The sequence below is a fragment of the Fontisphaera persica genome, from assembly GCF_024832785.1.
In the GTDB taxonomy this organism is placed as follows: domain Bacteria; phylum Verrucomicrobiota; class Verrucomicrobiia; order Limisphaerales; family Fontisphaeraceae; genus Fontisphaera; species Fontisphaera persica.
The window spans coordinates 2,006,276-2,032,293 of record NZ_CP116615.1; the positions used below are offsets into that span (position 1 = coordinate 2,006,276).

Consider the following 26,018-nt stretch of genomic DNA (forward strand, 5'->3'; position numbering starts at 1 on the left):
TGGCGGTTTTCATGGCGCCACCTCCTTTCCTTCAGGGAACACCGGCGGCGAGGCGGCACCCGCCCGCTCGAGGGGCAGCAGCCATGGATAAAAAGGCGTCTTGTCGCCGCAGCCGTCCCGGACCAAAACGTCGTTGGCAAACAAGGCATGATCCTCACGGTTGACCAGGGTATAAACCTTCACCGGTTTTTCCTGGCGCCGCACTTCGAGGACTTTCACCCGGCGCCCGCTGCTATTCATAAGCCAGTCGCCCGCGGTGATTTGGTTGGCGAAGGTCCAACCTCTGGCCTCCACCCAGATTTGATGTTCCGGCGTGGCGGAAAGCACCCGTCCATTATTGAGGTGCAAATCCATCACCACAGGAGCTTCACGCTCCGCAATTTCCACCACCGTGGCCGCCTCGCGCGGGTCGGTGCCCGTGCGCACCATTTGGTTGGTGGTGATGGTTTCGATGGACACCCATCGTCCGTCCGCCAACAGCACTTCGGTGCCTGCCACAAAGCACCCTCCCCCCGTGCCATAATCCGAGTATCCCCTGGCTGGGCCGCCGCCGCCGCCACCACCGCCACCGCCGCCATAACTGCCTGGCCCACCGGGCGGCGTGGGGCAGCCCAGCAAACGGTACGCCAAAATCACCCCCTCGATGGCATTGTAGAACTTGGCTTTTTCCGTGTATTTCTTGATGCCCTTGGTGGCCAGGCTCATGATGGTCTTCAAGTCAGGGCATTGAGCGCAGGCATTCACAATCGCCATCAACGCGCCCGCAAAGTTATCTATATCGAATATGCCGCCCGTGCAGTCGCCGGGCGTGGGCTGGCCGTAACCCGGCGGAAACTCGACGCCGCCGCGGATGTTGCCATTTTCATCAATATCCCTCCCGAAACATTTGGCCCGGCTGGTCAGGCATCTGGAGCGGGTGAATTGCGCCGTCAGGCCGCTGGTATTGGTGCCGCCCCGGCCGCCGTAATAGAAGCGGAAGGGAATATCTATGCTCTGCATGGCGCCCAGCTCCGGCACATAATTAATGAGCGGGGTGGAAGTGGCATATCCATCCGCGCCGCCCTGGATGATCAGGTCAAAAGCGCGCACCAGGCCGTGGTTCTTGACCGTGAAAACCACTGTGGCCTCAAAACCCGCTTCAATGTTGAAGAACTCATATTGTGGCGGAGTCATGACCAGCACCGGCACCGGCACATGGGTCTGGAAGGTCTGTTCGATGGTGATTTCGTAACGGTCGGTGAACGGCACGGGCGTAACGATAAAATTCACCGTCACCAGGCTGCGGGAGAGCCGCGGCTCCACCAACACGGTCTGGTTGGGAACGATCTCTACACGACCAGCCTCGGCGGCATGACCGGGGGCTAATACCTGCCAGGCCCACGGGCCTTCCTGCAAGTTTTCAATCAGCAACTCACCATTGGCATCGGTCTTGTAGGTCTGCTCAATTTGCAGGAGGGAGTTCTTAATCCGCACCGTGGCATCAGGCACCCGCTGCGCCAGGATGTTATCCACGACAAACCGCACGTTACCGCGGCTGGAGGAAGTGACCAGCGCATAGAGATTGACGGAAAATTCCGCCGGGGAATTGGTGCCGCGCAAAATCAGGCGGTCCTGGAAATACTCCAATGGCGTATTGGCTGGCGGGGTAAAAACCACCGTGATGGTATTGCTCTGGCCCACCCGCAAATCCGGCAGATATATCTTACCGTCTTCGGCGGGAGCCAGGTTCACCGTCATCCACGGGATGTTGGTGGGGCCTTGCAGGGTGACCCCCAGCAGGTCGCGCATCCCTTGGTTGGCCACCGTAAAGGTGCGGCTGAGCAATTGGCCGCGGTTGACACTCACGTCAACATATCCCATCGGCGGGTCTATGACCGTGAGGACGGGGTTGGCCGGGAGCAGGGTCAGGTTGGCGTCAAACGTGGCGGCCGCCCCTTCCGCCGAACGCAGGCGCAGGCGCATTCGCGCATTGTCGGGCGCGTCCAACGTCGCAGTGATGCTGATGGGCACGCGGATGTTCTCGCGCGGGCCGATGACAAAATCCGGCGTGATGCCGGCCGAGGCGGTCAGGTTGGTTATCGGCACCAGGTTGGTGCCCACCACCGCCCATGCTTCGGATTCCATGACAAAGCGACTGAGGTCTTCGTCGCCCGGATTGACCAGTGTGATGTTGAAGGTCAAGGTGTCATTTTTGGTCATCCGGACGTCCCCGGCCACGGGGCTGAAATAGGCGCGATAGACCGCAATCTCCGCCTGATTCAAAACATCAAAAACATCCGGATGCGCTGCCCAAAGCTTGAGGCGTCCGCTCAATCCCGGCGGGGGCTGATACTCATAAACGAAGTTGCCGCTGAAATCGCTGGTAACGCTGTGGTAAAACTTGAATCCACGCAGGCTGAAACCAATTTTCAGGGGAGCGTTTGGCCGCGGCTGCCCGGTCTGCCGGTCCCGCGCCTGGCCTGAGATAATGACCGGGTCGTCGTTGCTGTAATTCGTCTTGTCGGTGTTCAGCACCCCGTAGTAGGGCGTCAGCCGCAAGGAGGAAGTCAGTTGCCCGCCAATGGGGCCGTTGGTGGCCTGATTGGCCGCGCCGTAACGATAATAAATCTGGCTGAATACCGCCTCAAACGTGGTGAGATTGGTGCCCAAACTGTCCGGCACCAGAATGTTGTCCACCTGGAAGTTGCGGGAGGTTCCCGGCGGGATGCGCAGCAGGGTGGTGCCGTCCGGCGTCACCATGGCGCCTGAGGGCATGCCCACGTACGCCACGCGATTGACCTCCTGGCCCAAATGATTTCGCACCGCGATGGTCAAATCGCCCGGTTGCGTGCCGCCAGCGCGAGCGGTGACCACATCCAAATCCGCAAAGCCGCGATTGTGCACGCGCAAGTTCAGCGTGGCCAGGCCGCCGGCCAGCGGCGGTTGGGCGGCGCTGAGCTCCACCATGACTTCCGGATTCACCACGGTGACGTAGTCCACCAGCGTCTGGTAAGTCACCTGGCCGCCCGTCTCATGCGGTTGCTGCAGCGCGCGCACCAATATCATTTGCGGGCGCGGCACGGGACTGGAGGGCAATACCACCTCACTGTTGACCTGCGCGTTGGGCGGCACCGGCGCGGCCAGAACATTGGAGCGGGTGACGGTCGGCAGGCCGGAGACCACCCGGCGCAATTCCACCGCCTGCATGGGCAGTGGCGCCGTGCGGTTGCGGTTGAACACCGTGACCTGGAAGGCATCGAAATACCGTGTCACTGGCGGGGCTTCCGCCCCTCCCAAGAGATTGGCCATCACCAGGAAGGACACATCATGCACCTCCACCATGCGGGCCACGCTTTCGGCATTGGTGGCATTGACCGCGCGCACGGCATAGGTGACCATCCCCCCGCGCGGAACCCCCAAGCCATCCGTGTAGGCCGGCGTTGTCAGCGGAGAGGCGTTCTGTTTTACGCCATTGCGATACACGTTATAGCCCACCGCAGCGGTATCGTCCGGCTCCCACGTGAGAATGGGCGCCTGGCCAAAGTTGTGCACCACCTCCAGGTTCTTGACCGCTCCCACCAACATTTCAAAAACGGCAGGCTGGCTCAGGGCTTCATTACCCAGGGCATCCAGCGCGCCCACGACATAGGACAATACTCCCCGCGGCGGCACATCAATGATATTGGTACCACCCCCCAGCACGCGCAGGAGCGTGCCGTTACGGTACACGCGGAATTGAGCCTGCCCCTCGCCCACCCCCGGCTCCCAGGCAATCCGCAACCCGTTGGCCACCAGTTGCACGGTCACATTGGTGGGCGCGGGTGGCGGTGTCCGATCGCTGATGGCCGTCACCGCAAGCGACTTGCCGCCCTCCGCTCCACGGCGGGAGGCGCTCACGGCGATGCGATACGCCCCATCCGCCGGAGGCAGATTGGTGATAATGGTGGTCTCCACATTATCCGCCACGAGTGTTTGCGGCACTCCGTTGCTGCCAGCATCCGCGTACACCCGGTAAATCTCGGCATTGGAAACCCCCGCCCATTCCAACCGGATATAGCCGCCACTCAAACTGGTGGCGCGGATTTGCGCCGGCGCCGCAGGCGGAGTGGGCAAGGCTGAATTGTAGATTTCCATGGAGGCCCCCTGCGAAATGCCATTACCCACGTTATCCAGCGCGTCCACCGCCGTCAGTGTGAACTGGCCGAAGCCCGAGCCGGCTGCCGGAGTCAGCGTCAGCGTGCCGCTCCAGTTGCTGTCGGCCCCGGTCAAGGGGATGGGAATGGGCGCACCCCCCGCCGGCGGCGTGAACGCCAATTGCGGGGTGGCCCCCGGAGCCATGGCTTCGCTTAACTTCAATTGCACCTGGATTGGAGTGATATTGGTGACCTGCACCGGCGAAACCGGCACAGTGACAATGCTGCCCACCGGCGGGGTGACATCAATGACGAGGTTGGGGCCGGAGGGCGCGCCATTGAAGACGTTGCCCGCCAAATCACGCCCCGATACATTGAAGCTTACCGGCCGCGACGGTGTAAACGGCCCCACCAACAATGTCCCGGCGTAGGTGTTGAGCGCCACATTGCTGACCGTCAAGGTGATGGGGCCAGAGCCATAATTCAGGGTAACGGACGGCGTCTCGGCCAGGGGTTCATTGGCCGCAAGCGTGATGCGCAGCGGGCCGGTACCCACAGGTGAGGCTTTGTCAAAAGCAATCGTAAAGGACGGCGGGTTGGGGTCATGTGTATAAGGCACGAGGTTGGACAGCGGGCTGGCGTTGCCGGCGTCATCGTAACCCACCACGGCCACATGGAGACTCCCAGCGGGCATGACGGGCACCATGTAAGTCAACTGGTTAACAATCAGCGGCGACTGGCCGGAAGCCTGAGTGGGAGTGGCAAAAGGTGCCGTGTGCCAGAAGAGGCGGAAACGGGTGGGCCGCTCACCGGTGGGCGCAAACTGCCAGGTCCATTCCACTCCGCGACCGGGGTAATAGGTGGGCGACTGCAAAATGGGGGCCGTGGGCGGCCCCGAATCAAGCACAATCCGTCGCGGAGGTGAGGCGGCCGCCCCCAGAGAATCGAAGGCGCTGGCCACCATCACGTTGTCACCCTCCACCAGCAACACCGCCGGCAGGGACCATTGTCCTTGAGCATTGGCCACGGTTTCACCCACCAGGGCGCCATTGCGCAAGAGACGCAAACTGATGTTAGGCTCCGCCGTGCCTGCCAGCGCCAGTTGATTGCTGGTCACAATCATGTCCGCCCCGGGCGAGGTGATGGCCGGCGCCGGTGGCGGCACGGGCGCAATCGCCACATTGCGCTCCAGCGTGGCGATGCGGCCGGCGGTATCGCGCGCCAATAATTTCACGCGATGGATGCCGTTGCTGTAGGCCCGCACGTCCCACCAGTGGTTCAAGGAGCCGCCAACATTGGTGGCCACGCCAGCGTTGTTGACATAAAATTCCATGGTAGCCATGCCCAAGGGAGCGCTGGCCGCGCCCGTGACCAGCAGCGGACGTCCAATCACCTGGCCCTCCGTCAGATTGAAGCTGGAAATCACCGGCCCCTGTGTGAGGTAGGTAATCGTCAAGGAGACCGGCGCGCTGGTATTGCCGGTGACACTGCGGAATTGCGCGTAAATGGTTTTGGCGCCGCCGCCTTCGGACAAGGCAAACCAGCGCCACGGGGCGAAGCTCTCGTAAAACACTCCAACGAAGATGGAATCCTCGCTCAATCGCATGGCATCCGCCGTGCGGCAGGCGAGGCGCAGGAGCACGTTGGAATAGCCCACCTGGGTGACGTTGTTGGAAATGCCCACGGCTGGCGTTAACAAAGGTTCGCCGGTGAGGAAGGGCATGGTGGTCACCAGTCCTGCAACCCCAGCGGTGACCTCGCCCGCCACGGCGCTGCCCCACCACACTTGCGTGGCCACCAAGGGTTGGCTGCCGGTATTCCAGGCATTGGTGGCGTTGTTCTTGACCACCGACTGCCGCAACTTCAGGGTGGAAGTGTCCGACTGCCACGCCCCGTAACCATTGAAGGCCAGCAGCGCCTCGCTGGTATCCACCCCTGCGCCATTGCGCAGTCGCAACCCCGCCGGCTGGTTGTACACACCGGTGAAGGCCTCGACCAGGGGCGCGCTGCCGTCCACCACCAGACCGCGGCCAAATCGCACAAACACGTGCCGCAACACCGAGTTGCCGGCCCCCGCGCCCAAGGTAATTCCCTCCCAATCGCCCGGCATGGGCGCGCCTCCCGGCACATCATTCATGGAGGTGAACACCACCGGGTCCAAAGCCGTGCCGTTGGCCAGCAAGCGCCCCTGGCTCACCGTGATGCCCGCCCCGGGCGCGAACCGCACGGTGGTGCCTGCGGGGACAGTCAAGACCGCGTCATTGAGCACGGTCATTGGCTGCAAAATCTCCACCACCTGCCCTGCCCCACCCAAGGTCATGTTGGCGGTAATATTGCCGGCAAAGGGGTCACTCCACGTCGCAGTGGTTACCGAGGGATGAAAACCATTGGTGGCATTATAGCCCACCACCGCAAAATAGTAGGTGAACCGGCGGTCCAATCCCGTGACAGAGGCTGAACGCGCCCCAAGCCCCAAGGTCTCCCTCGGCGTCAGTCCAGCCACCGTGGAAAAAGCATTGGTTTCGTAAAACAACCTGAACCCGGCAAATCCAAAAAGTCCGGCAGTTTGATAGCTGCTCCAGTTGATTTGGGCCGCATCGGCGGCGGTGGGATTAACGGTAATGGCCACCGGCGGCGGCACGGTACTGGGCAGGAAGAGGACAAAAGGCTGGACAGTCTCGGCGAAATTGCCCGCCACGTCCACCGGCACCACGGCGGCGTAGTAAGTCGTATCCAAGGCCAGTCCGCCGAAAGTGTAACTCCGGGCGCTGGGGGCCAGGCTGGCCGCGATGGGCAGGCCGGTGACATTGCTGAAGTTGGTGGTTCGGATGAAGGCGCGATACACCGCCACATCCGCCGGGGCAGCATAAGCTGTCCATTGGAAGGTGACCGAGGAACTATTGGAACTGCTCAAAACCAATTGCGGCAAGGGCGGCGCCGTGACATCCACCACCACCTGCCCGGCATTCGTTGGCGCCATGACCACTCCGTGAACATCCCGGGCCAGCGACACCCAAACGTCGTAAGTGCCGTCGGCGCCCGTGGCAAAGGTGACCGCAGGCAGCGTATAGGTGTCATTGGACACACGCAGCGACTGCCATCGCCCGCCGCCGGCCACCGGAATGAGGGCCGTGGTTTGCCGGTTGGAGAAGACCACCAGTGGCATCACCACGGGGTCCATGCTCCGGTTGAATTGCGCGCTCCAAATGAAGTTGGTGGTCGCCGGCACGGGATTGGGGAAACTGCCCCAAACATTGGTGATGAGCGGCTGAATGCTGACGGAATCGTAATGGGCCACGTAATGCAGGTTGGTGGGGTCCTGCGTGGTAAAGAGGCGGTTGAATGTGCGACTGGCGCTCACCACCACGTTGCTCAAGCGCCATTCGCGGAAGAGGTATATATTGGGAGGATTCGTCACGGCCGCTGGCGCCGTAAAGGATGCCGACTCCCCGTTCAAAAAGGTCCCGGCCCCGCCGACTTCCGCCACATTGGTGGGAAAAGTGGCGGTGGTCACCACATGGAAGGGATTGGCTTCGTAATAGTTCGCCACCACCCAACGGTTGCTCAGGGCAATGTTGGTCAAGGTGGTGGACAGCCCCACCACCACGCCGTTTTCCGTCCAGTTGCTGAAGCCGTAACCGAGGTTCGGCAGGGCCGTCAAAACATTGGTCGTCCCGTGGAAGAAGGTCCCCTGCCCTGCCACCACCCCGGCGCCCGCGGGCGAATTGGAGGCCAGCAGGAGATAAGAGGGCAAACTGAAATTGGCCACCAACTGCCGGCTGCGCGCCGCCACAAAGGAATAATTGGTGGAAGCACTTTGGAACACACCGTTTTCCGTCCAATTCACAAAGAAATAGGGCAGCTCATTGGTGAGCGCCTGAGCGGTCACCGTCACAGTGGCCCCCTGGGCGTAATTACCTCCTCCCCCCACGACGCCGGCGCCCGGCGGCTGCGCCGCAACGGAAATGGGAAAGATTTGGACGATGACAAAGTTGGTGGTCGCCACGTTGGCCTCGGCGCTGGCATGGCTCAGGGCGTCAAACTCGAAATGGGCATTGCGCGCATCGGTGGTAATCTCAATGCGGTAATCGCCCGGATTGGTGGCCGTGAGGGCAAAGGTTCCCGGAACGGTGGCGTTGACCGCCAGGTCCTGGTTCACGGCCAGCTCCACATTGGTCACCACCACCCCGGCCGGCAGGCGGCGCACAAAGAAACGCTCGTGAAAGCCACCCAAGGCGGGGGCGGTGCCGCGGTTGGCGGTGTTCCAGGCGAAAGTATAAACGCCGTTGCCATCCGGCCCGGTCAGGGACAAACCTTCAATTTTGAGGTCCGGATAGGGCGCCCGTTGCACGGTGAAGGTGGTGGGTGAAACGTACAGGTTGTCCGATTCAAACAAAAACTCATTCACGGCATCGCCTGAGTCCGTTTGCACAATCAGGTAATAACCGCCGCTGATGCCATCCGGCAGCCGGAAGGAGTTGGAGACAGTATAGGCCTGGCCAGGAGTCAGCGCCCCCAGATGCGGGAAGAAGCCCAACGGGATGTCATCCGCATCTCCCAGGACGGTGTTGGTGGACAGCACCGCCCGGTCAAACCAGGTAGATTCCGCCGTAACCAGGGTGCCCGTGTTCACCACCGTGAAGGCATACTGAATCGTCTGGCCGCTCAAGGGGGTGCCAGCCGGCAGAATGACGCTGGACACCACCAGATTGGGAAAAGTCACCGTCCCCGTGGGCACGACCCGCGCTTCGAGCACATAATAAGCACGCAGGCCTGCGGCCGAGGTGGTGCCGCGCACCAGGGCATAATAATGACCGTCCGCGGTAATGCGCACTTCCGCGGCGGCATCGCCGGAATTGCCGCCGGTCACTTCGTTTTGCAACTGGCCCGAGGCGTTGTAGAGGCTGACCGCGGGCGCCATGGAGCTGCCGCCGGGGGTGCGGCCCAGGAGAAACACAGTGGAGCCATTGGTTAAATAACCCAGATAGAAATAGTCGAGTTCCCCAATTGAATTCACCATGCCAAAGGCATAGCCCACCCGTTGGTTCTCTTGTGCGGCAAGCGTCAAGGCGTTGGCGGAAATGATGGCGCCATTATTTTCAAACTCGTTGATGGCCGGCGGCGGCGCAATCGCCACGCGGAACTGGTATTCACCAAGGAAACTGTAATATTGGCTGACCACCACTGTGAACTGGCCATTGGTATTCAAGGTCAACAATGGGGCCACGCCATCCCCGTAATAACTGGGATCATAATTCTGCAACACAGTCCCGTCCGGCGCCAACACCTGGTAACGCAAAGTGCTGGCTCCGGGATTGCCTGGCACATCCATGGCCAGAGAGACCACCTCACCAGTGCTGCCTGTGAAGCGATAATAGTCGGTGTCGGAATCGTTGTAGCGCTTGCCGCGCGCCAGCGCAACGCGCACGCCCCCCGCGGCCATCTGGAACTGCAGGGCATCCGCCGAGGCCACGGAAAAATTGGTCCGGCTTTTCAAGTTAAAGCCGGGCAGGTTCTCAATCCTGAAATACTGCTCGTAGGGAGCATTGGCCGTGTTGCCAAAAGTATCCCGCAAGTCCGTGGTGATGCGCAGCCGGTAAGCTCCCGGCTGGAGGGGACCATCAGTGATGGAGAAGCTCAGCGTGCTGCCGCCGCTGTAGGAGCCCATAAGCAGCCGGTAGATTTCGTCATCCGCCGTGTCAAACTGCCCATCCGGGCCGGAGCTGCGCAGGTCAATCAAATTAATCGTATTGTTGGGATACGGGTCCGCCGCATCCGGCAGGCCATCCCCATCCGAGTCCGGCCCGCCCACTTCCACCAGGCCGCGCGATGCATGTCCCGCGCCCACATCATTCCACCGGCCATTAGACAAGAATTGAACATAATCCTCGTTGCCGGCGTTGTTGGGTTCGCCGCCATTCCAGTTGAGGTAGGTTACCGGCTCGCCGCTGGCCCACCCCCAGACTCCTTCCTCGTTTTCGTCGTTCAAACCGATGAAAAAGTCGCTGCCAAAGTTGGCCAAAATCCAAGCATTTTCCTCCGCGTCATTGATGGTGACAAGATGTCCGCCGCGGGCCAGGGCCTGGGTTTGAGCATCCCGCCAGGTCAGGCCGCTGGCGGTAAAGAAATACGCGTGCCCGCTCCGCAATCGCAGACTTCCCAGACCGGCCAGACCGGCTACGTCCACATCCTTGTTCACCGTCACACTGAAGCCATCCCATAAGGCGGTGGATACTGAGCCATTGGTGGGCAGGGTGCTCCCCAACGCGCGCGGCGGGGTGATGTCATTGAGCGCCAGGTCCAGGAAGTAGTGCGCCAATAGTCCCTGCGTGCCCCCGGCGGCGCTGACACGCGCGTAGTAGGCCCCTTCGCCGCCTTCCGGCACCAGGTAGAACAAATTGGTCTCCCCTGTCCCCCCGATGGCCACCTGGGTGTCTCCCCGGAAAATAGCCAGCACAGGCTGCAACTGGCTCAGACTGGGTTTATTGAGCACGAGGGTTATGAAGGTACCGGACGACAAGTTGCCCAGCCGGAAAAAGTCTTGATTATCCTCGGCATGAATGGAACCAAAGACCTGAGCGCTGCGCCGCCCCGGCGCGGCAGTAAACGCCAGCGAATTTGCAGTATTCACTCCCCAATTATCCTCGCTCTCGACCAACGTTGGCGGCTTGAGCAGGGAGAGCCGAAGGCGATATTCCCCAAAGTAATCGTAGCTGCGAGTGACACGCACCGTGTAACGTCCGCTGACCGGCAACTGCACGGTGCCAGCGCCGCTGCCATAATAACCTGCCCCATAACTCAATAAATCCGACCCATCGGGCCGCAACAGCACCACGTATAACCCCGAGGCTGCCGGGTTCCCCACCGTTTCAATGGCCACTTGCACCCGGTCTCCGGCCTGCCCATAGAAACTCCAATAATCCTGGTCGTTGGAGTCAAAAAGTTTGCCGCGGGCCAGCGACGTCAAGGCTTGCGGGCCGTCGGCGTTTAACCATTCCACATCATCCTGCAGCCAGACCTGAAAACGCCGGCTTTCATAACCCAGCCCCACCAAGTCCATCCGTCCGTCGCCATTGAAATCGCCGGCTTTGACGTCAGTAAAATAAGTGGAGCCGCTGAAGCCGTAACGGCTGGCCGGCTCAAACTGTCCCTGGCCGGCGTTGAGCAGGGTCACCACTCGGTGGTTATAGTAGTCACTCAGGGCTAAATCGAGACGCCCATCGCCATTGTAATCCACCGGCAGCAGTGAATAAATCCATGCCGCCCCCGTGGCCACAGATACGCGGGGCAGGAAGGTGCCGTTCCCCTGGCCACGAAACCAGTTCACCACTCCATCATCATGGCCCGACAGAATATCCAAGGCCCCGTCGCCATCCATGTCAGCCACCGCCACACTGCGCAACGTCGTGTGCACGCCCAGCGTGAAGCGCGGCGCAAAAGTCCCGTTGCCCTGATTGATAAAGACGCTCAGCGTGCCGGCGTTGTGGTCCCCGCAAACCACGTCCAACCGGCCATCGCCATTCAAATCACCCGCCGCCACTTTCATGGCTCCATTGCCGGCAGGATAAGTGACCTGCGGTTGAAAAGTGCCATCTCCGTTGCCCAAAAACACGGAAATGGTGCTGGAGTTGAAATTGGCCGAAACCACGTCCTGGCGTCCGTCGCCATTGAAGTCGCCAGCCACCATTCCATAGGGGCGCTGGCCGGTGGCATAGTTGGTCAACCAGGCGAAGGTGGCGTCGCCATTGCCCAGATAAACCGAGAGGGTGTTGGCTCCGTAATTGCCCACCACCAAATCCAGATGGGCATCGCCATTCAAGTTCAATAACAAGGGGGTCAAAGCTCCGTTGCCCGCACTGAAATTGGTGCGTAGTTGGAACGTGCCATTTCCTGCGCCGGTGTAAACGGCCACCGTGCTGTTTTCGTAAATGGGAACAACCAAATCCCAATGGGCGTCCCCATTCAAATGCCCCACTGCCAGGTATTCAGCGCGCCCGCTCAACGTGACAGGATCGCGCGGACTAAAACTGCCGGCAGGCCGGTTGGTGCGCGCCGTGCTCAAAGACGTGGCGCTGGCCATCGAGTTGTTGGCACGGTTTTCCAGCACGTACCCCGGCATATTGGCCAGGTGAAATTGACGTGCAAACGGCGCGCTCATTCGCAAACCGGTGGTATCCGCCAGATTGGTCGTCACCACCAGCCGATGCCAGCCCGGTTGCAGCGGCCCATCGGTGATTAAAAAAGAAGCGCTGGTACCGCTGGCATAAGCTGGCGAGTTGACCACCGTGTAAGCGAAGTCATCGGCGGTGCCAAACTGCTCATCCGCCCCCGCATTCACCAGCAGGTAATTGGTGGCGGCCTGCACCGTGCCGGGACTCATATCCTCGGAAAATTGCAAGGTGAAACGGTCCAGGATGAGATTCGTGGACGCTCCTTCCGGCGGCAGTGTTACGCCCACAATGAACGGCGGCTGGGTATCCACCAGTTCAACATTCAGCCGATAATGGGCCATCAAGTTCATGGCGTTGTTTGCCGGAGGACCCAAGGTCAGCCATTCCGGCCCATTCACCAGGGTGCCGTGGCGGGCGTTGGTGCTGATATCGGTTACCGTGGTGCCGCTGCCTTCATTAAGCGGCCAATAAGCCATCAGGCCACTTTCATTGCCCGACGGCGCTGCGGTCATCAAAGATTGAATCTCCGCGGCCGAAAGCATGCGATTCCACACCCCTGCCCCTTGAATCAAGCCGCCAAAATAATTGCCACAGCAGACCTCGCCGCCCAACCAGACGCCGTTGGCAGCGCCTACGTAATTCACATCCACCGGACCGGAGGCCGCCAGTTCGCCGTTCACATAAAGATAAGCGTTGGTGCCGTCACATGCTCCCGCCACATGGTACCACTGGCCTGGCTCCGGAAAGGGTCCACCGGCCACATAAGATGTGCCACATCCCCCCGGAGGCCGCACATTGACCGCAAAACGCCCATCTATAGTTACCAAGCCCCAATCACGGCACTCCGCAGGGGCCCCCACCACTCCCCGGCGCCCTCCCTGGTAGCCACGCAGTTGCACCCAGGCATGAACAGTCCACCGGGTGCCCGGCGACCACCCGCCTGCATTCACGTAATCGTTGTCGCCATCAAAAGCCAGTCCCACCAATGACTGTTCTGAGCGCGCTGGGAAACCTGGTCGTAACTGGGCAAAATAGGCCCCTGAACCACCGGCCGGCACCACGTAGGCCAAATGGGTGGCAGCCATGGGCACGTTGGTCACCACCTGGCCTGCCGCGTTCAACAAAGCGATTTGCGGAGTGAATCCGCTCGAAGCCGGCCGGCTGATTTGCAAAGTGATCAGAGTGTTTTCCGAAAGATTGCCCAAGCGGAATAAATCCGCCGGATCATTGCGGCCGGCATAGCCCATGACCGCCGCCGACTGCCGTCCTTCCGACAAACGAAAACTCAATGCGTTGGCCGAAGTCCGGTCATTATTGGACTCCGCTTCCAACTGGACAGGGGGCCGGGCGAGGGTAAGGCGAAAGCGATACTCACCCCGGTATTGGTAGTTGTTGGCGACGCGCAATGTGTAGTTGCCCGTGCCAGGCAGCACGTAGGAATAATTCCCAAAACCGTTGTAATCACTATAGTAACTGAACTTTTCCTGACCATCCGGGCCAAACAAACGATAGTTCAGGCCCGCTTCCGCCAACGCTTCCGGTGTCTCTATCGCCAATGCCAGCAAGTCGCCCGCCAGCCCGCTGAAGCTCCAGAAGTCCACATCACTGCTGGAAACAATCGTGCCGCGCCCGCCACCGTAACGCGCTCCCGTGGCATTGTCCAAAACCAGATTCTGCGCGTCCGGCAGGGTCAATATCTGGACGCTGTTATTATCCCAATTGGCCACAGCAAAGTCCATCCGCCCATCCTGATTAAAATCCCCCTTGGCGACCGCGACGGGACGTCCCCCGAAATTATAGATGAGAGGCGCGCCCAGGCTTCCTCCCAGATTGGCCACTGTAATCATGCGGGCATTGCCGTATTCTGGAATCAAAATGTCCTGGCGCCCGTCTCCATCGAGGTCATGCAACAACAGGTGGTAATTGTCATAGCCACCGTAATCCATGGAAATCGGCGTGGCGAAGGCACCGTCGCCCAGCCCGGGATAAACCTTCAGGGTGTTGTAGGCCGTCACCACGGCATCCAGCACGCCGTCTTCATTCATATCGCCCAGGGCCAATCCGCCTCCAGTAGTCCCCAGGTTATAACTGGCTGGGGCGGCAAACCCTCCAGTTCCGTTGCCCAACAGCACATTCAAAGTGTTGGCGTTCCGGCACACCACGACCAAATCGGCGTTGCCATCGCCATTCAAATCACCCGCCGCAATCTGAAAGGCCCCGCTGCCCAACGCGATATCCGTGCGGGGCTGGAAAGTGCCATCCCCGTTGCCTGCAAATATGCTGATGTTGTTGCCATTCAAGTTGGCCAGGGCAATGTCCCAAAAGTTGTCCTTGTTGAAATCAGCCACGGCCAGGTAATACGGCTGCGCTGGCGTGGTGTAATTGGTGAACGCCGGAAATAAACCCGTGCCGGCGCCCAGTCGGATTTGCAAACTGTTGCCGCTGTAATTGGCCACCGCCAAATCGAGCTGCCCGTCGCGGTTGAAATCCGCCAGAGCCATGCCCATGGGGCGTCCCGGTGTGGAGTGATTGGTCAGCAACAGCCAGCCCCCGTTGGTCAACCCCAGCCACACGGTGAAGGTGTTGTTATTGTGGTTGCCCACCAGCAAATCCAGGCGGCCGTCAGCGTTGACATCGGCAGCCAGCGGAAAGCGAGGGTTGGTGCCGGCGGCGAGGTTTGTTTGCTGCATCAACGAACCGCTGACCCCCACCCCCGGCGAGCCGCTCAGAGTGGTGGCGGTGGCAGGAGTGTTGTTATTGCGGTTTTCCAGGAACAATCCCGGAACATCGGCCACGGTAAAGAAGCGCGTATGCGCGGCATTCAGGGGGTTGCCAAACCGGTCCGTCACCGCCGTGGTCACGGTCAAGCGATACCGCCCCGGCTGCAACGGGCCGTCCACCACGGACATGCCCAGCGACAAGCCGCCGCTTGTGCTCGTGACATCCAAATCATACCACTCATCATCCGCCGTATCGAAGGTGTTGTCAGCACCTGCGCCACGCAATTCCACCCCGTTCCGCAAATCGTTCGGGTAAGCATCCGCCGCATCGGGTATGCCGTCTCCATCGGAATCCGGCAGGGCCGGCAATTCAATGATCCCCCGCAAGGAGGTGCTGGTTGAATCACTCCATTGGCCCGTGCTGTCGTCCAGAAAAACTCCATAAGCCCCCCCATTATTGTTGGGCCGGCCGGACATCCAATTCGTATAAGCATACGGCTGGCCGCTGGCCCATTGAAAGGCGCCTTCCGCCATCTTGTCATTCAAGCCAATCCAGAGGTCACCGTAATTTTTGAAGGCATCCCACAGCCACTGATTTTCCGCCGCATCGTTAACGGTCGCCAGGTTTCCTCCCACCGCCTGCGCCGCGGCCTGGGCTTCGTCCCACGAGCCGCTGTTGTCCGTCAGCAAATAAACACTGCTCCCCAGCCGGCGCATGATGCGATTCATCGTGTTGATTCGTCCACCCAGCTCCTGGCTGAAGGTGAGCGTAAAATAATTCCAAATGTTGCTCACGGTGGCGTTTTCCGGAGGCAGCGTGTTTGCGACCAGGGTCAAGGGCAGGTTCTGCGCGAGGGTCAATGTCGCCACGTATTGCGCCATCACGGGCATGGGGGGCAATGCTCCGCCCCGGCTTTGAATCCAAATGGGATTATTGACCAATGTGCCATGATTGCCATTGGCGGTGGCATCGGCCGTCATCAACCCCGTGCCTTCATTCAGCCTCCAAAACCCCACCAGGCCGGCCTCGTCACCATTCAGCCGGCGCAAACGGTCGGCGGCAATTTCCCCCGCCGTGCGGGCCACGCTCCACAAACGCACCTCGTCCAGTTTGCCCACCAGGAAATCCGTCACGTTTTCATTTTGGAAATCGGCCCCCAAAAGCAAAGGGTGCGAATCGTAGGTGGTGGAGGCGGTTACCGTGCCGGAGGCCACCACATTGCCGTCCAGATACAAAACTTGCGTGTTGGCGGCATCGTCGAAAACAAACGCCACGTGGTACCACCGGCCCAATTCAGGGGTCCAATTGTAAACCAACGCCGGCCCGCCGCGTAAATACGCCCGCAGTGCCCCCCCTTCGTACCATACCACGTACGAGTTTTCTGTGCCTGCGCCCCATGTCTTGGCGAAAAGATGTTGAACATAATTAAGCGCGGTGAAATTGACCCATCCCTCCAAAGTAAAATTGACCGGCCGCAAACTGGGACTGTCCGGGATGCGCACGTATTGCCCCCCGCTAAAATAGAGGGCATTATTGGCTTGCCCCTCCAGCTCGAAGGCGGGCGCTCCGGGTTCACCCGTCAAACGGACAAACCAATCCATCGGCGCCGAGGCAGGCACCACAAATTGAAAATTTGTCACTCCCGCCGGTGAATTGGTGACCAATTGCCCCGCCCCATTAATCACCGAGATAACAGGTGAAAAACCACTGACCGCCGGCTGACCCAAATCCATTTGCAGCGTGGCGCCGGGCGACAGCCGGCCCAATCTGAACCAGTCCCCTGCCGCATCCCCCTGGCTCAGGTACCCGGCCAGGGAACTTACCAGCACGCCATTGGTCAAGGTCCATGCCGGTGCCTGGGCGTTGGCCTGCGTGTTGTTGTTCTCCACTTCAAACCGCAAGGGTGGACGCGCCATGCTCACCCGCAACCGATATTCCCCGCGGTATTCATACCATTGCCGCACGGATACCAAATAAGTGCCTGTGTAGGGCAAGGTGCCAATCCCTGATTGTCCCCATCCCGTCCAGTCAGGAGTGAAGGACAGAATGCTCTGCCCGCTGGCCGTGTACAAATCCACCCGCAAGCCGGTGCCGTTGGCAATGGTCAGGTTTTCAATGGCCAACTGCACCTGGTCGCCAGCCTGCCCCGTAAGACGAAAGTAATCTATATCGTTGGCATCACTGATGTTGCCGCGCCCATATCCGCTGCGCAGGCCGGAGCCGGGTGGATCCTCCACCATGAACGCCACCGGATTGCCCAACACCACCTCCACTTGGTTGCCATAATAGGTGGTCACCGCCAAATCTTGAATATTGTCGCCATTGTAGTCGGCCACCGCCACCCCAATGGGATGGATACCAAAGCTATGTTGCTGGAGTCTGCCAAAAATCCCACTGCCCATGTTGTAAAGCACAGCCACGAAACCATCCCATGTATAGCTGGGCACTATGATTTCGGGTGTATTGTCCTGATTAATGTCCGCCACCACCAACTGATAGGCATCAAAAGCCCCCACCCCATAAGTTCGGCGGGTGGCGAAAGTGCCATCCCCATTGCCCGCAAACACACTGACCGTCCCCTCGGTGGCCGAATAAACCACCACATCCAGTTGATTGTCTCCCGTGACCTCTGCCACAGCCACCGCGCGCGCCTGGCCGCCCGCAACCCAATGCTGCGCGGTTTGGAATGACCCGTCTCCATTGCCCAACAGCAGGCTGAAGGAACCGCTGGAGGCATTGGCTGCCACCAAATCCTGCCGCCCGTCACCATTGACGTCACCCGCCGCGACAAAAATCGGTTGCGTGCCCACTGCATAGTTGGTGCCGGGCTGAAAAGTGCCGTCCCCATTGCCCAACACCACCCTCAGATTGGCCCCATTGTAATTGGCCACCGCCAAATCCTGATGGCCGTCTCCGTTCCAGTCTCCTGCGATGACATGGGCCGGACGGTTGAATCCACTCAGGTTCGTGAGGGTCGTCCAGACACCATTGGTCTCCACCACGATGGTCAGTGTTCCCAGATTATTATTCACCACCGCCAGGAAAAAATTGCTGGCAGCGCCAAAACGGCCCGCCGCCAATGCCCAAGGCCCGTTGAAACCGCCCAGGTTGGTCTGTGTTTGAAAGACGCCGTTGCCACGGTTGGTCAAAACAAGCACAGTTCCATTGCCGTTATTGGGCACCAATAAATCCGCTCGACTGTCGCGATTGACATCGGCCGCAATTAACAAGTATGGGTTGCTGAGATTACCCACCGCGCTGATGCTGGAAAAGGTGCCGTCCCCTGCCAGCCCGGGAGTGCTGGTTAAAAAACTGCTGCGCGCCGGAATATTGTTATAGCGCGATTCCATAACGTAACCGGGGGGATTGGTCACATTAAAGGTGCGCACAAAGGCCATCAACGGGTTGCCAGCCCGATCCGCTAAATTGGTGGTTACCGTCAATCGCGCCAGGCCCGGCTGTAGCGGCCCATCCGGCACCAGATAATCCGCTGCCAGTGCCCCGCCGTAATTGGCGCAAATGACCGTATAAAGCTCATCATCCCCGGTGTTAAACTGATTATCCGGCCCTGCTCCCCTCAGCTCATAATGCGCGGTGTTGGTGACAGAGGCCGACAGCAGTGGCTCACTAAACGCCAGGCTAAATCGGTCCCACAAGGCGGCCGTGCCAGCTCCTTCCGCAGGAAGAGTGGTGGACGCCACCACCGGCCGCACGCTGTCGGCCACGAGGATGTCCAGGACATACTGGCTGCGCCAGGCCCGGTTGCTGCTGGCCACCTGCAGAAAATAATCACCCTCTGCGGCAATGGTGTAATTCAAAGTGTCACCGGATGAGACGGCCACGCCATTGGTATCGCCACCCAAAAACAACCGCCCCTGTGTATTCGCACTGCGCAAGCTCGAACCGTCTGGAAAGCGCAATACCACCGTCACGGCGTTGCCTGCATTTATGCGGCCCAGCGCAAAATAATCCCCGGCATCGTCTTCGGCCGGCAAACTGCCTGCCAGGCGGGACTGTAACACTCCCGGTTGCTGGGTGTAGGTGACCGCATTGGCAGCGTTGGTGGTGTTATTGGCCTCCGACTCCAAGGCGCATTGACGACCCAAGTCCACACGGATGGCATACGGCACCGCGCGGGCGGTGCTCCACACCCGCAGATAATACGTGCCCGCCGAGGCAAATTGATACTGCTGAAGATTGGCCACCCCCGCGTAATTACCATTCACACTCGCCAGGCTGCTTCCCGCCAGGTTTTGCAATTGCAAACGCGGCGAAGCTCCTTCCCCCTGGCATTCCACCCGGACCGTCAGGCGGTCGCCCGCCTCCGCATCAAAACGGTAAAAATCCACATCCGTGAGTGAATCGAACTGCCCCACGGCAGCGGCGGTGAGCAATCCCAGGCCCGGCGGTGTTTCCACCAGCGACAGTGGCGTGGCCGTTTCCGGCGTGTCATTGCCCGCTGTTTCCACCACCCCGGGATACGGCGCCGTCACCACAAAATCCCGCGTGAACACCGGCACTGGCACGCCGTTGGTATCCACCAGCCCTGCCCCGCTTTGAAAACGATACCGCCCCGGGGGCAAAGGAGGATTCACCACATTAAATCCGACACTGCGGCCCGTCTGGTAAAAGGGTGCCAGGCTGATGCTCAACGGCACCACCACGTCATCCCCATCTCCCCACGCGCCATTGACGCCCGCTTCCCGCAGGGACCAGTTGGCGGCATTGGTGGCCGAGGTGGCACTCAGGGGTTGCGTAGCGGCCAGCGTGAAAATGCGCAGGGCCAAGGCATTGGTGGATTGATGGGGCGGCAAGGTAGTGGAACGCAATATGGTATTGGCCGCTTCAGTGGCCGGGCGCACCTCCACATTATCAATCGCCCACGTCTCTACCCCTGCCTGCAGGTTCGCGCCGTTGAATACGATCACTGCCACCGATCCCGTCGGCGCAAATGTCACTTCCACGCTGCGGTAGATTGCATCCAAATAACCGCTCGAAAAATTGAATCCCATTTCCATGCGCCCTTCATCCGGTTGCCGGGGAAAGGTTTGCGTGCCCGAGGGAGGGTTGTTGTTGAAATTGGCAAAAGCATGTCGAAACACATTGGTCCCGTTGACGTGCACCATAAACAGGTCCCCGGTGTTGGTATTTCCTCCATCCCATGCATCTATGATGTACAAATCAAACCACACTCGATAGCTTTGGCCTGGGGTTAATCCCTCCAAGGTTAGCGTCTGCGCTCCAGCCCTGCCAACGCATCGGGTGAAATACAACGGCTCCTCCGTCACCAGATTTAGCGTTGTCCATTCGGCCCCTGGCACGCCTTCAAAATCTTGAAAATAAGGCACGGAGGCAGCCCGCAATCCACTCCATGCCACCCCTCCCATGAGCAGGCAAATGGCAAGCGCACCATTAATTCTGATTAATTTTTGCATAAGTTATGCCTATGAGAGAATAGACTCCCCTTTGACCACCTGCAGTAAAATCAATGCATCCTAAGCCTCGGGACGCTATGTAAGATGTTATTGGGTCTTGTTTTAGCTGGCACCCACGCCGGCTCGTCATTGCACAAGCCAAGCATGTTGGGCTATGCTTAGCAGAAAACAAACATCTTGGCAAACTTATTCCCCAAATTATTTCGGACCCCAGTTTCCGCTCCGGGCCATACCAGCCTCCTCAAACGGCTCTGGCCGGAAACCGTGTTGCTTGTCTTTTTCCTTGCCATGCCATGGCCCGCTCCCTCAGCGTCGCTTTCCCCCAATACTCCGCTGGCCACGCAGCGTCGCATATTCTATTTAATTCAACTCGAACCTCACACCGAGGCGCAAACTATCGCCCGCTGGCCATGGCCCGCAGGCGTGCGCTACCATCCCATTCCCTTTACCCCAAACATGCTTGCCGTTTCCCTGCCTGCCGCAGACATGGGGCCAGCGCTTGTGTTATGGACAGGCACACAAGCCGGCATCCTGCGTGTGGAAAAACAGCTCCCGCATCAGTTACAGAAAAAATGGCTGCCCAACGATGCCCGTTTGAGCCAGCAATGGCATCTGTTCAACACCGGCCAGAATGGTGGCCTGGCCGGGGTGGACCTGCGCTTGACCAACGTTTGGGAAGATTTCCGAGGCGCAGGTGTGGTAGTGGCCATGGTGGACGACGGGGTGGAGTTGTCTCACCGGGATTTGCGGGACAACGCCAGCCCATCGCTTTCTTATGACTATTTGGAGGACGACCCGGATGCCTCACCCGCCTTGTTTTCCGACACCCACGGCACCCAGGTAGCGGGAGTGGCCGCAGCTCGCGGTAATAATGGCCTGGGCGTCTGCGGCGTCGCCCCCCAAGCCACCCTGGCCAGCGTGCGGCTCATCAGCGGCCCCACCACCGATGCCCAGGAAGCCCTTGCCCTTTCCCACGCCGTGGACCGCATCCACATCGTGAACTGCAGTTGGGGAGCCCCCGATGGCCAGCGCCGACTCACCGGACCCGGGCCACTTACCCGGGCGGCCTTGCGCCACGGAACAAAAACCGGACGCGGAGGCCGCGGTGTCATCTACGTGTTTTCCGCCGGCAATGGCGCGCAAACCGGCGAGGACGCCAACATGGATGGCTACGTCAACGCCATTCAAACCTTGGCGGTGGGCGCAGTGGATGACCGCGGACAAATCACGGCCTACAGCGAAGGCGGCGCCTGCGTCCACGTGGTTGGGCCCTCCGGAGCGCCCTTGCGCCAGAAGATTACCACCACCGACCTATCCGGCCCCGAGGGCGAGGACCCGGACGACTACACGGCGGCCTTTACCGGCACCTCTGCCTCCGCGCCCGCCGTGGCCGGAGTGGTGGCCCTCATGCTGGAAGCCAATCCCAATCTGGGTTGGCGCGATGTGCAGGAAATCCTCATGCGCACCGCCCGGCCCATCGAAACCAACGGCCCGCTCTGGATGACCAATGCGGCGGGTTTTCGTTTTCATCCCCGCGGCGGCGCTGGTTTGGTCCAGGCCGAGGCGGCAGTAGCCCTGGCCCAGCAATGGACGCCCCTGCCTGCCCAAACCCACTGGACATTCATCCATTCCAACCTGCCCCTGGCTATCCCCGACAACCAGCCCGGGGGGGTGACCCTCACATTCAACGTGCCGTCCTTGCCCTTGCGCGTTGAGCATGTCGTCCTGACCCTCTCCATTGCGCATCCGGATTTAAGCCAGGTGGAAGTGTCCTTGCAGTCCCCTCATGGCACCACCAGCCTGTTACTGCCCGCCAACTCCTTGGAATCCGACGCCCTCCTAAACCAATGGCCCTTCACTTCGGTTCGCCATTGGGGCGAGCTGGCCGGCGGCACCTGGCAGGTAAGGATATCTGATGTGCGTTTCCTTGACACCGGCTCGGTAACCGAAGCCCACCTCGAACTTTATGGCGCCCTGCTGCCCGAACCAGTCCTGAACGCACCCACGCCAAATGCCGTCTTCCTTGTCCTACCCGCTGTGGACGGTCTGACTCCATTTTTGGAGGCAACGTCTCGATTTACCTCGTGGAATACCGTGCCTTGGACCAGCCAGAGCAATCGCACGTTTATTTATCAGGCATCGCCCCTGCCAAATCCTCATCAATTCTTCCGCATCCGTTGGTTACAGCCCTAGGCCAGCGTGCCCCTCCCCTTGGGCTTTGAGGGCGGCTCGGTTGAATTCCTGAAAAAAGGAAAGGTCCCTCCCGCGTATCTTTCCTCCTTGTTCAAACAGCCTCTCACCCGGGCCAACCACTGAAAACCCCTCACGAGAGCCATCGTAAAAAAGTGTTTTCCCACCTCCACCCCCCTGCGCTAATTTTAAGCGCAGCATGCATGAAGTCGGCATCATGCAAGGGGCCGTCCTGACGGCCGAACAACAAGCGCGCGCCCACGGTGCCACGCGCATTCACAAACTCCGCCTGCGCGTAGGCCAGCTCAGCGGCGTGGTGCCAGAGGCCCTGCAATTTGCCTTTGAAGCCGCCAGCCTCGGCACCATGGCTGAAGGCGGCGTGCTGGAAATCGAGACCGTCCCAGCCACCTTCTGGTGTGCCCGTTGCCAGGTGGAATTCCCCTGCCCAGATTTCTTGCCCGAGTGCCCCCACTGCGGCCAGATGGACGGTGAACTGCGCCGGGGACGCGAATTGGAACTCTGCAGCATGGAGGTTTCCTGATATGTGCAAAGAATGTGGATGCGGCCTTGGCGGGCCCATACAAGTCAATGGCGAACCCCTTAATCCCTCGTCGCTCGACGACTCAAGCCATGATTACGGTCACAGCCATGAATCGCACCCGCATGACCATGACCACGCCCACCCTCCCGCTCACCAGCACCTGGAGGTTCACCAGTCCCTCCTCCAAAAAAATGACCGCCTGGCCGAACGCAACCGTGGCTATTTTCGCGCCAAACACTGGCTCGTCCTGAATGTGCTCTCCTCCCCCGGCTCCGGCAAAACCACCCTCGTCCAAAAAACTGCCGAACACCTCCGCGGACGTCTGCGAGTGGGTGTGGTGGTGGGTGACCTCGCCACCGATAACGACGCCGCCCGCCTCCGTGCCGCCGGCATCCCCGTCGTGCAAATCACCACCGGCACCCTCTGCCATTTGGAAGCCGAAATGGTGGCCCATGCGGTGGAACGCCTGCAAGGCGACCCCTTGGACCTGCTCATCATCGAAAACGTAGGCAACCTCGTCTGCCCGGCAGCCTATGATTTGGGCGAACACCTGCGCGTGGTGCTCCTCTCCGTCACCGAAGGCGAGGACAAGCCCCTCAAGTACCCCCCCGTTTTCCACAGCGCACACGCCGCCCTGCTCACCAAAATGGACCTTGCCCAAGCAGCCGGCTTCGACCGCGAGCGCGCCCTCTCCAACCTGCGCCGCATCAGTCATCACGCCCGCATCTTTGAGCTTTCTGCGCGCACCGGCCAGGGCATGGCCGAGTGGTGCGACTTTCTAACGCAGCAACACCGCACCCACACTTCCCCACCCCCTTCCTCCGCCCATGCCTAGCAGCTCCCGACATGCCGGATTTGACCTATAAAAAGTGGGTCAAAGATGTTGACAATACCCGGCCCGGCACGTAACTTCTCTCCCCGGTTGGGGTCGTAGCTCAGTTGGTAGAGCACCACAATGGCATTGTGGGGGTCACGAGTTCGAGTCTCGTCGGCTCCACCATTTCCTTTTCCCCTGCAATCTTCGCATCCTGAACAACCAGAACGGTTTGCATGACGTCAGCCAATTGTTGGATGTCTTTACTTGAAATTACATGTAAAGACAGTATAGTTTAATTAAATACACGTTAAAGACGTTAGCAAGACGTTAGCGAGTGTGAAGATAAGCCAGGCAATCAATCACGGCAATAAACGCTGGAAGGTGGATTTTGGCGTTATCGGAGGACGTCGCCGCATCCAATTCTTCCCCACCAAGGCGAAGGCACAAGCCGCGCTGAATGAAGTGGTCCAGTTGCGGCGCACGGCAGGCGATTACTGGCGACAGATTCCGGTTAAGAAGCGTGCCCATTTGCTTGCCGTCATTCATGAAATCGAGCAAGCAGGGCTTGATATAGCGACGGTCTGGGAAACGTTTAAAAGGAAAAACTGCGCCCCCTCTCTTCCTCCGTCACCCTCGCCCAAGCCATTGACGAACTTCTTCAAGCCAAGCGCACTGCCAATCGGCGGGAACGTTACCTTAAAAGCCTGGCTGAGTACCTCAAACTGTTTGCGCGAGGCCGCGAACAAATGCCCGTCCAGCGAATCACCACCCAGGACCTTGAAGACTGGTTTAATCAACGCCAGGAAGCAATTACCACCCGCAACAGCAATATCGGACGTCTTTCTGCCCTGTTCACTTTGTGTGTCCGTCGCGGCTACCTCGCCGCCAATCCCTGCGACAATCTTGAACGGCCTTACCTCGAACGCAGGCCGCCGACCATCCTAAAACCCAACGAGATTGAAAAAGTGCTGGCCTATACCCACCAAAACTATCCCCAATATCTTGCCTGGCTGGCCCTCGCTCTGCTTTGTGGTTTGCGTCCCGAGGAAGCGGACCAAACCCAATGGAAGGACATCAATTTTGTCGAGGGAAAAATTACCGTCAATGCCTCCGCCTCCAAGGTGCGCTACCGCCGCACCGTCAGCCCCTGCCCATGGCCTTGGCCTGGTTGCAGGAGGCCCGCAAACTGAAGGCCAGCCTGCCCCTCTCGCACTCCACCCGCCGCCGTTTTCTCAGACGCTTGCGCGCGGTGTTGGGGTACGCCAAATGGCCTCAGGATTGCCTGCGTCACTCTGCGGCCAGCTATTGGACAAGCAAAATCAAGGATGTGGGACGAGTGGCTTATGAACTGGGAACCTCCGCTGACATCTTGGGCACCCACTACCTCAATCTGGTCACTCAAGCGGAAACCGATCACGTCTGGTCCATCCAACCTCCCCAAAGTTGCCATCGAAAAAGTGGAAAAACGCAACGTCAACCAAACTGAGACGGCCGGGAGGCCACCTTTATGCATGAATTCGCCCAGGCCGTCACAGGAAATTGCAAGATCATCCTTTTCTATTAAGGCCCCTCTCGAACTTTTCCGTCAAACCATAGATGCCTCAAGGGATTTCCGAAGTTACCGTATAAAATCGGCCATCCTCATCAGAAGGGAGATGAACCGTCCGCCAGCCCCTGACACTAACTCAGCACAGTTCCAAGCACTTTTCGGACATATATAGCAAATCAAATCTTCACGGTAATCCAGTGCTGCATTTTTCAGGATCGTTGGAAGATGAAAACGCCACTCCCGCCCGATTTTCAGGGCAGGAATTTTCCCCTCTCGCGCCAGCCTCATTACCCACCGCCGCATTCTAGGAACGACGGGTTTCCCCAACCATACCAAAAGCTGGTCCACGGTTAGCAGTTGGTCTGGATCTCTTGGCAGCATACCATTTTTTGTATGTTGTTGTGCTGATGAAGATTCCGCCAAGTTGCCCTTTTAAAATGGAGGTCACCAACTCCTCTTCAGAGACTCTCCGTCCCAGTAAA

At 59.6% G+C, this 26,018-nt stretch carries 6 protein-coding genes and 1 tRNA gene; 5 read left to right on the top strand and 2 right to left on the bottom strand.

What is annotated here, in order from left to right; translation table 11 throughout:
• Positions 1–9: 9 nt before the first annotated feature.
• Positions 10–20,439 (bottom strand): FG-GAP-like repeat-containing protein, encoded by a 20,430-nt coding sequence (locus tag NXS98_RS07105; protein WP_283847784.1) that lies wholly within the window; start codon positions 20,437–20,439, stop codon positions 10–12.
• Positions 20,440–20,895: 456 nt separating this feature from the next.
• Between NXS98_RS07105 and NXS98_RS07110 the strand changes: the two genes are divergently transcribed.
• From NXS98_RS07110 to NXS98_RS07125, 4 genes are all read left to right on the top strand, one after another.
• On the top strand, positions 20,896–22,632 hold the full coding sequence (locus tag NXS98_RS07110; protein ID WP_283847785.1) for a S8 family serine peptidase: 1,737 nt from the start codon (positions 20,896–20,898) through the stop codon (positions 22,630–22,632).
• Between the two features lie 196 nt (positions 22,633–22,828).
• Positions 22,829–23,170: a hydrogenase maturation nickel metallochaperone HypA gene (gene hypA, locus NXS98_RS07115; RefSeq protein WP_283847786.1), complete on the top strand. Its 342-nt coding sequence runs from the start codon at positions 22,829–22,831 to the stop codon at positions 23,168–23,170.
• A 1-nt stretch (position 23,171) separates the two neighbouring features.
• Entirely contained in the window at positions 23,172–24,005 is an 834-nt protein-coding gene (hypB, locus tag NXS98_RS07120) for a hydrogenase nickel incorporation protein HypB (RefSeq protein ID WP_283847788.1), read from the top strand.
• Between the two features lie 89 nt (positions 24,006–24,094).
• Positions 24,095–24,170 (top strand) — tRNA-Ala (locus NXS98_RS07125).
• A gap of 144 nt (positions 24,171–24,314) precedes the next feature.
• Here NXS98_RS07125 and NXS98_RS07130 read toward each other — a convergent pair.
• Positions 24,315–24,533: a hypothetical protein gene (locus NXS98_RS07130; protein WP_283847789.1), complete on the bottom strand. Its 219-nt coding sequence runs from the start codon at positions 24,531–24,533 to the stop codon at positions 24,315–24,317.
• A gap of 98 nt (positions 24,534–24,631) precedes the next feature.
• Between NXS98_RS07130 and NXS98_RS07135 the strand changes: the two genes are divergently transcribed.
• Positions 24,632–25,177: a tyrosine-type recombinase/integrase gene (locus tag NXS98_RS07135; RefSeq protein ID WP_283848138.1), complete on the top strand. Its 546-nt coding sequence runs from the start codon at positions 24,632–24,634 to the stop codon at positions 25,175–25,177.
• Positions 25,178–26,018: the final 841 nt, after the last annotated feature.

Bases quoted from the DNA above. Each gene is read 5' to 3' on its own strand.
- NXS98_RS07110 (WP_283847785.1), top strand. From the start codon at position 20,896: ATGCTTGCCGTTTCCCTGCCTGCCGCAGACATGGGGCCAGCGCTTGTG.
- NXS98_RS07105 (WP_283847784.1), bottom strand. From the start codon at position 20,439: ATGCAAAAATTAATCAGAATTAATGGTGCGCTTGCCATTTGCCTGCTC.
- NXS98_RS07130 (WP_283847789.1), bottom strand. From the start codon at position 24,533: ATGAATGACGGCAAGCAAATGGGCACGCTTCTTAACCGGAATCTGTCG.
- hypA (WP_283847786.1), top strand. From the start codon at position 22,829: ATGCATGAAGTCGGCATCATGCAAGGGGCCGTCCTGACGGCCGAACAA.
- hypB (WP_283847788.1), top strand. From the start codon at position 23,172: ATGTGCAAAGAATGTGGATGCGGCCTTGGCGGGCCCATACAAGTCAAT.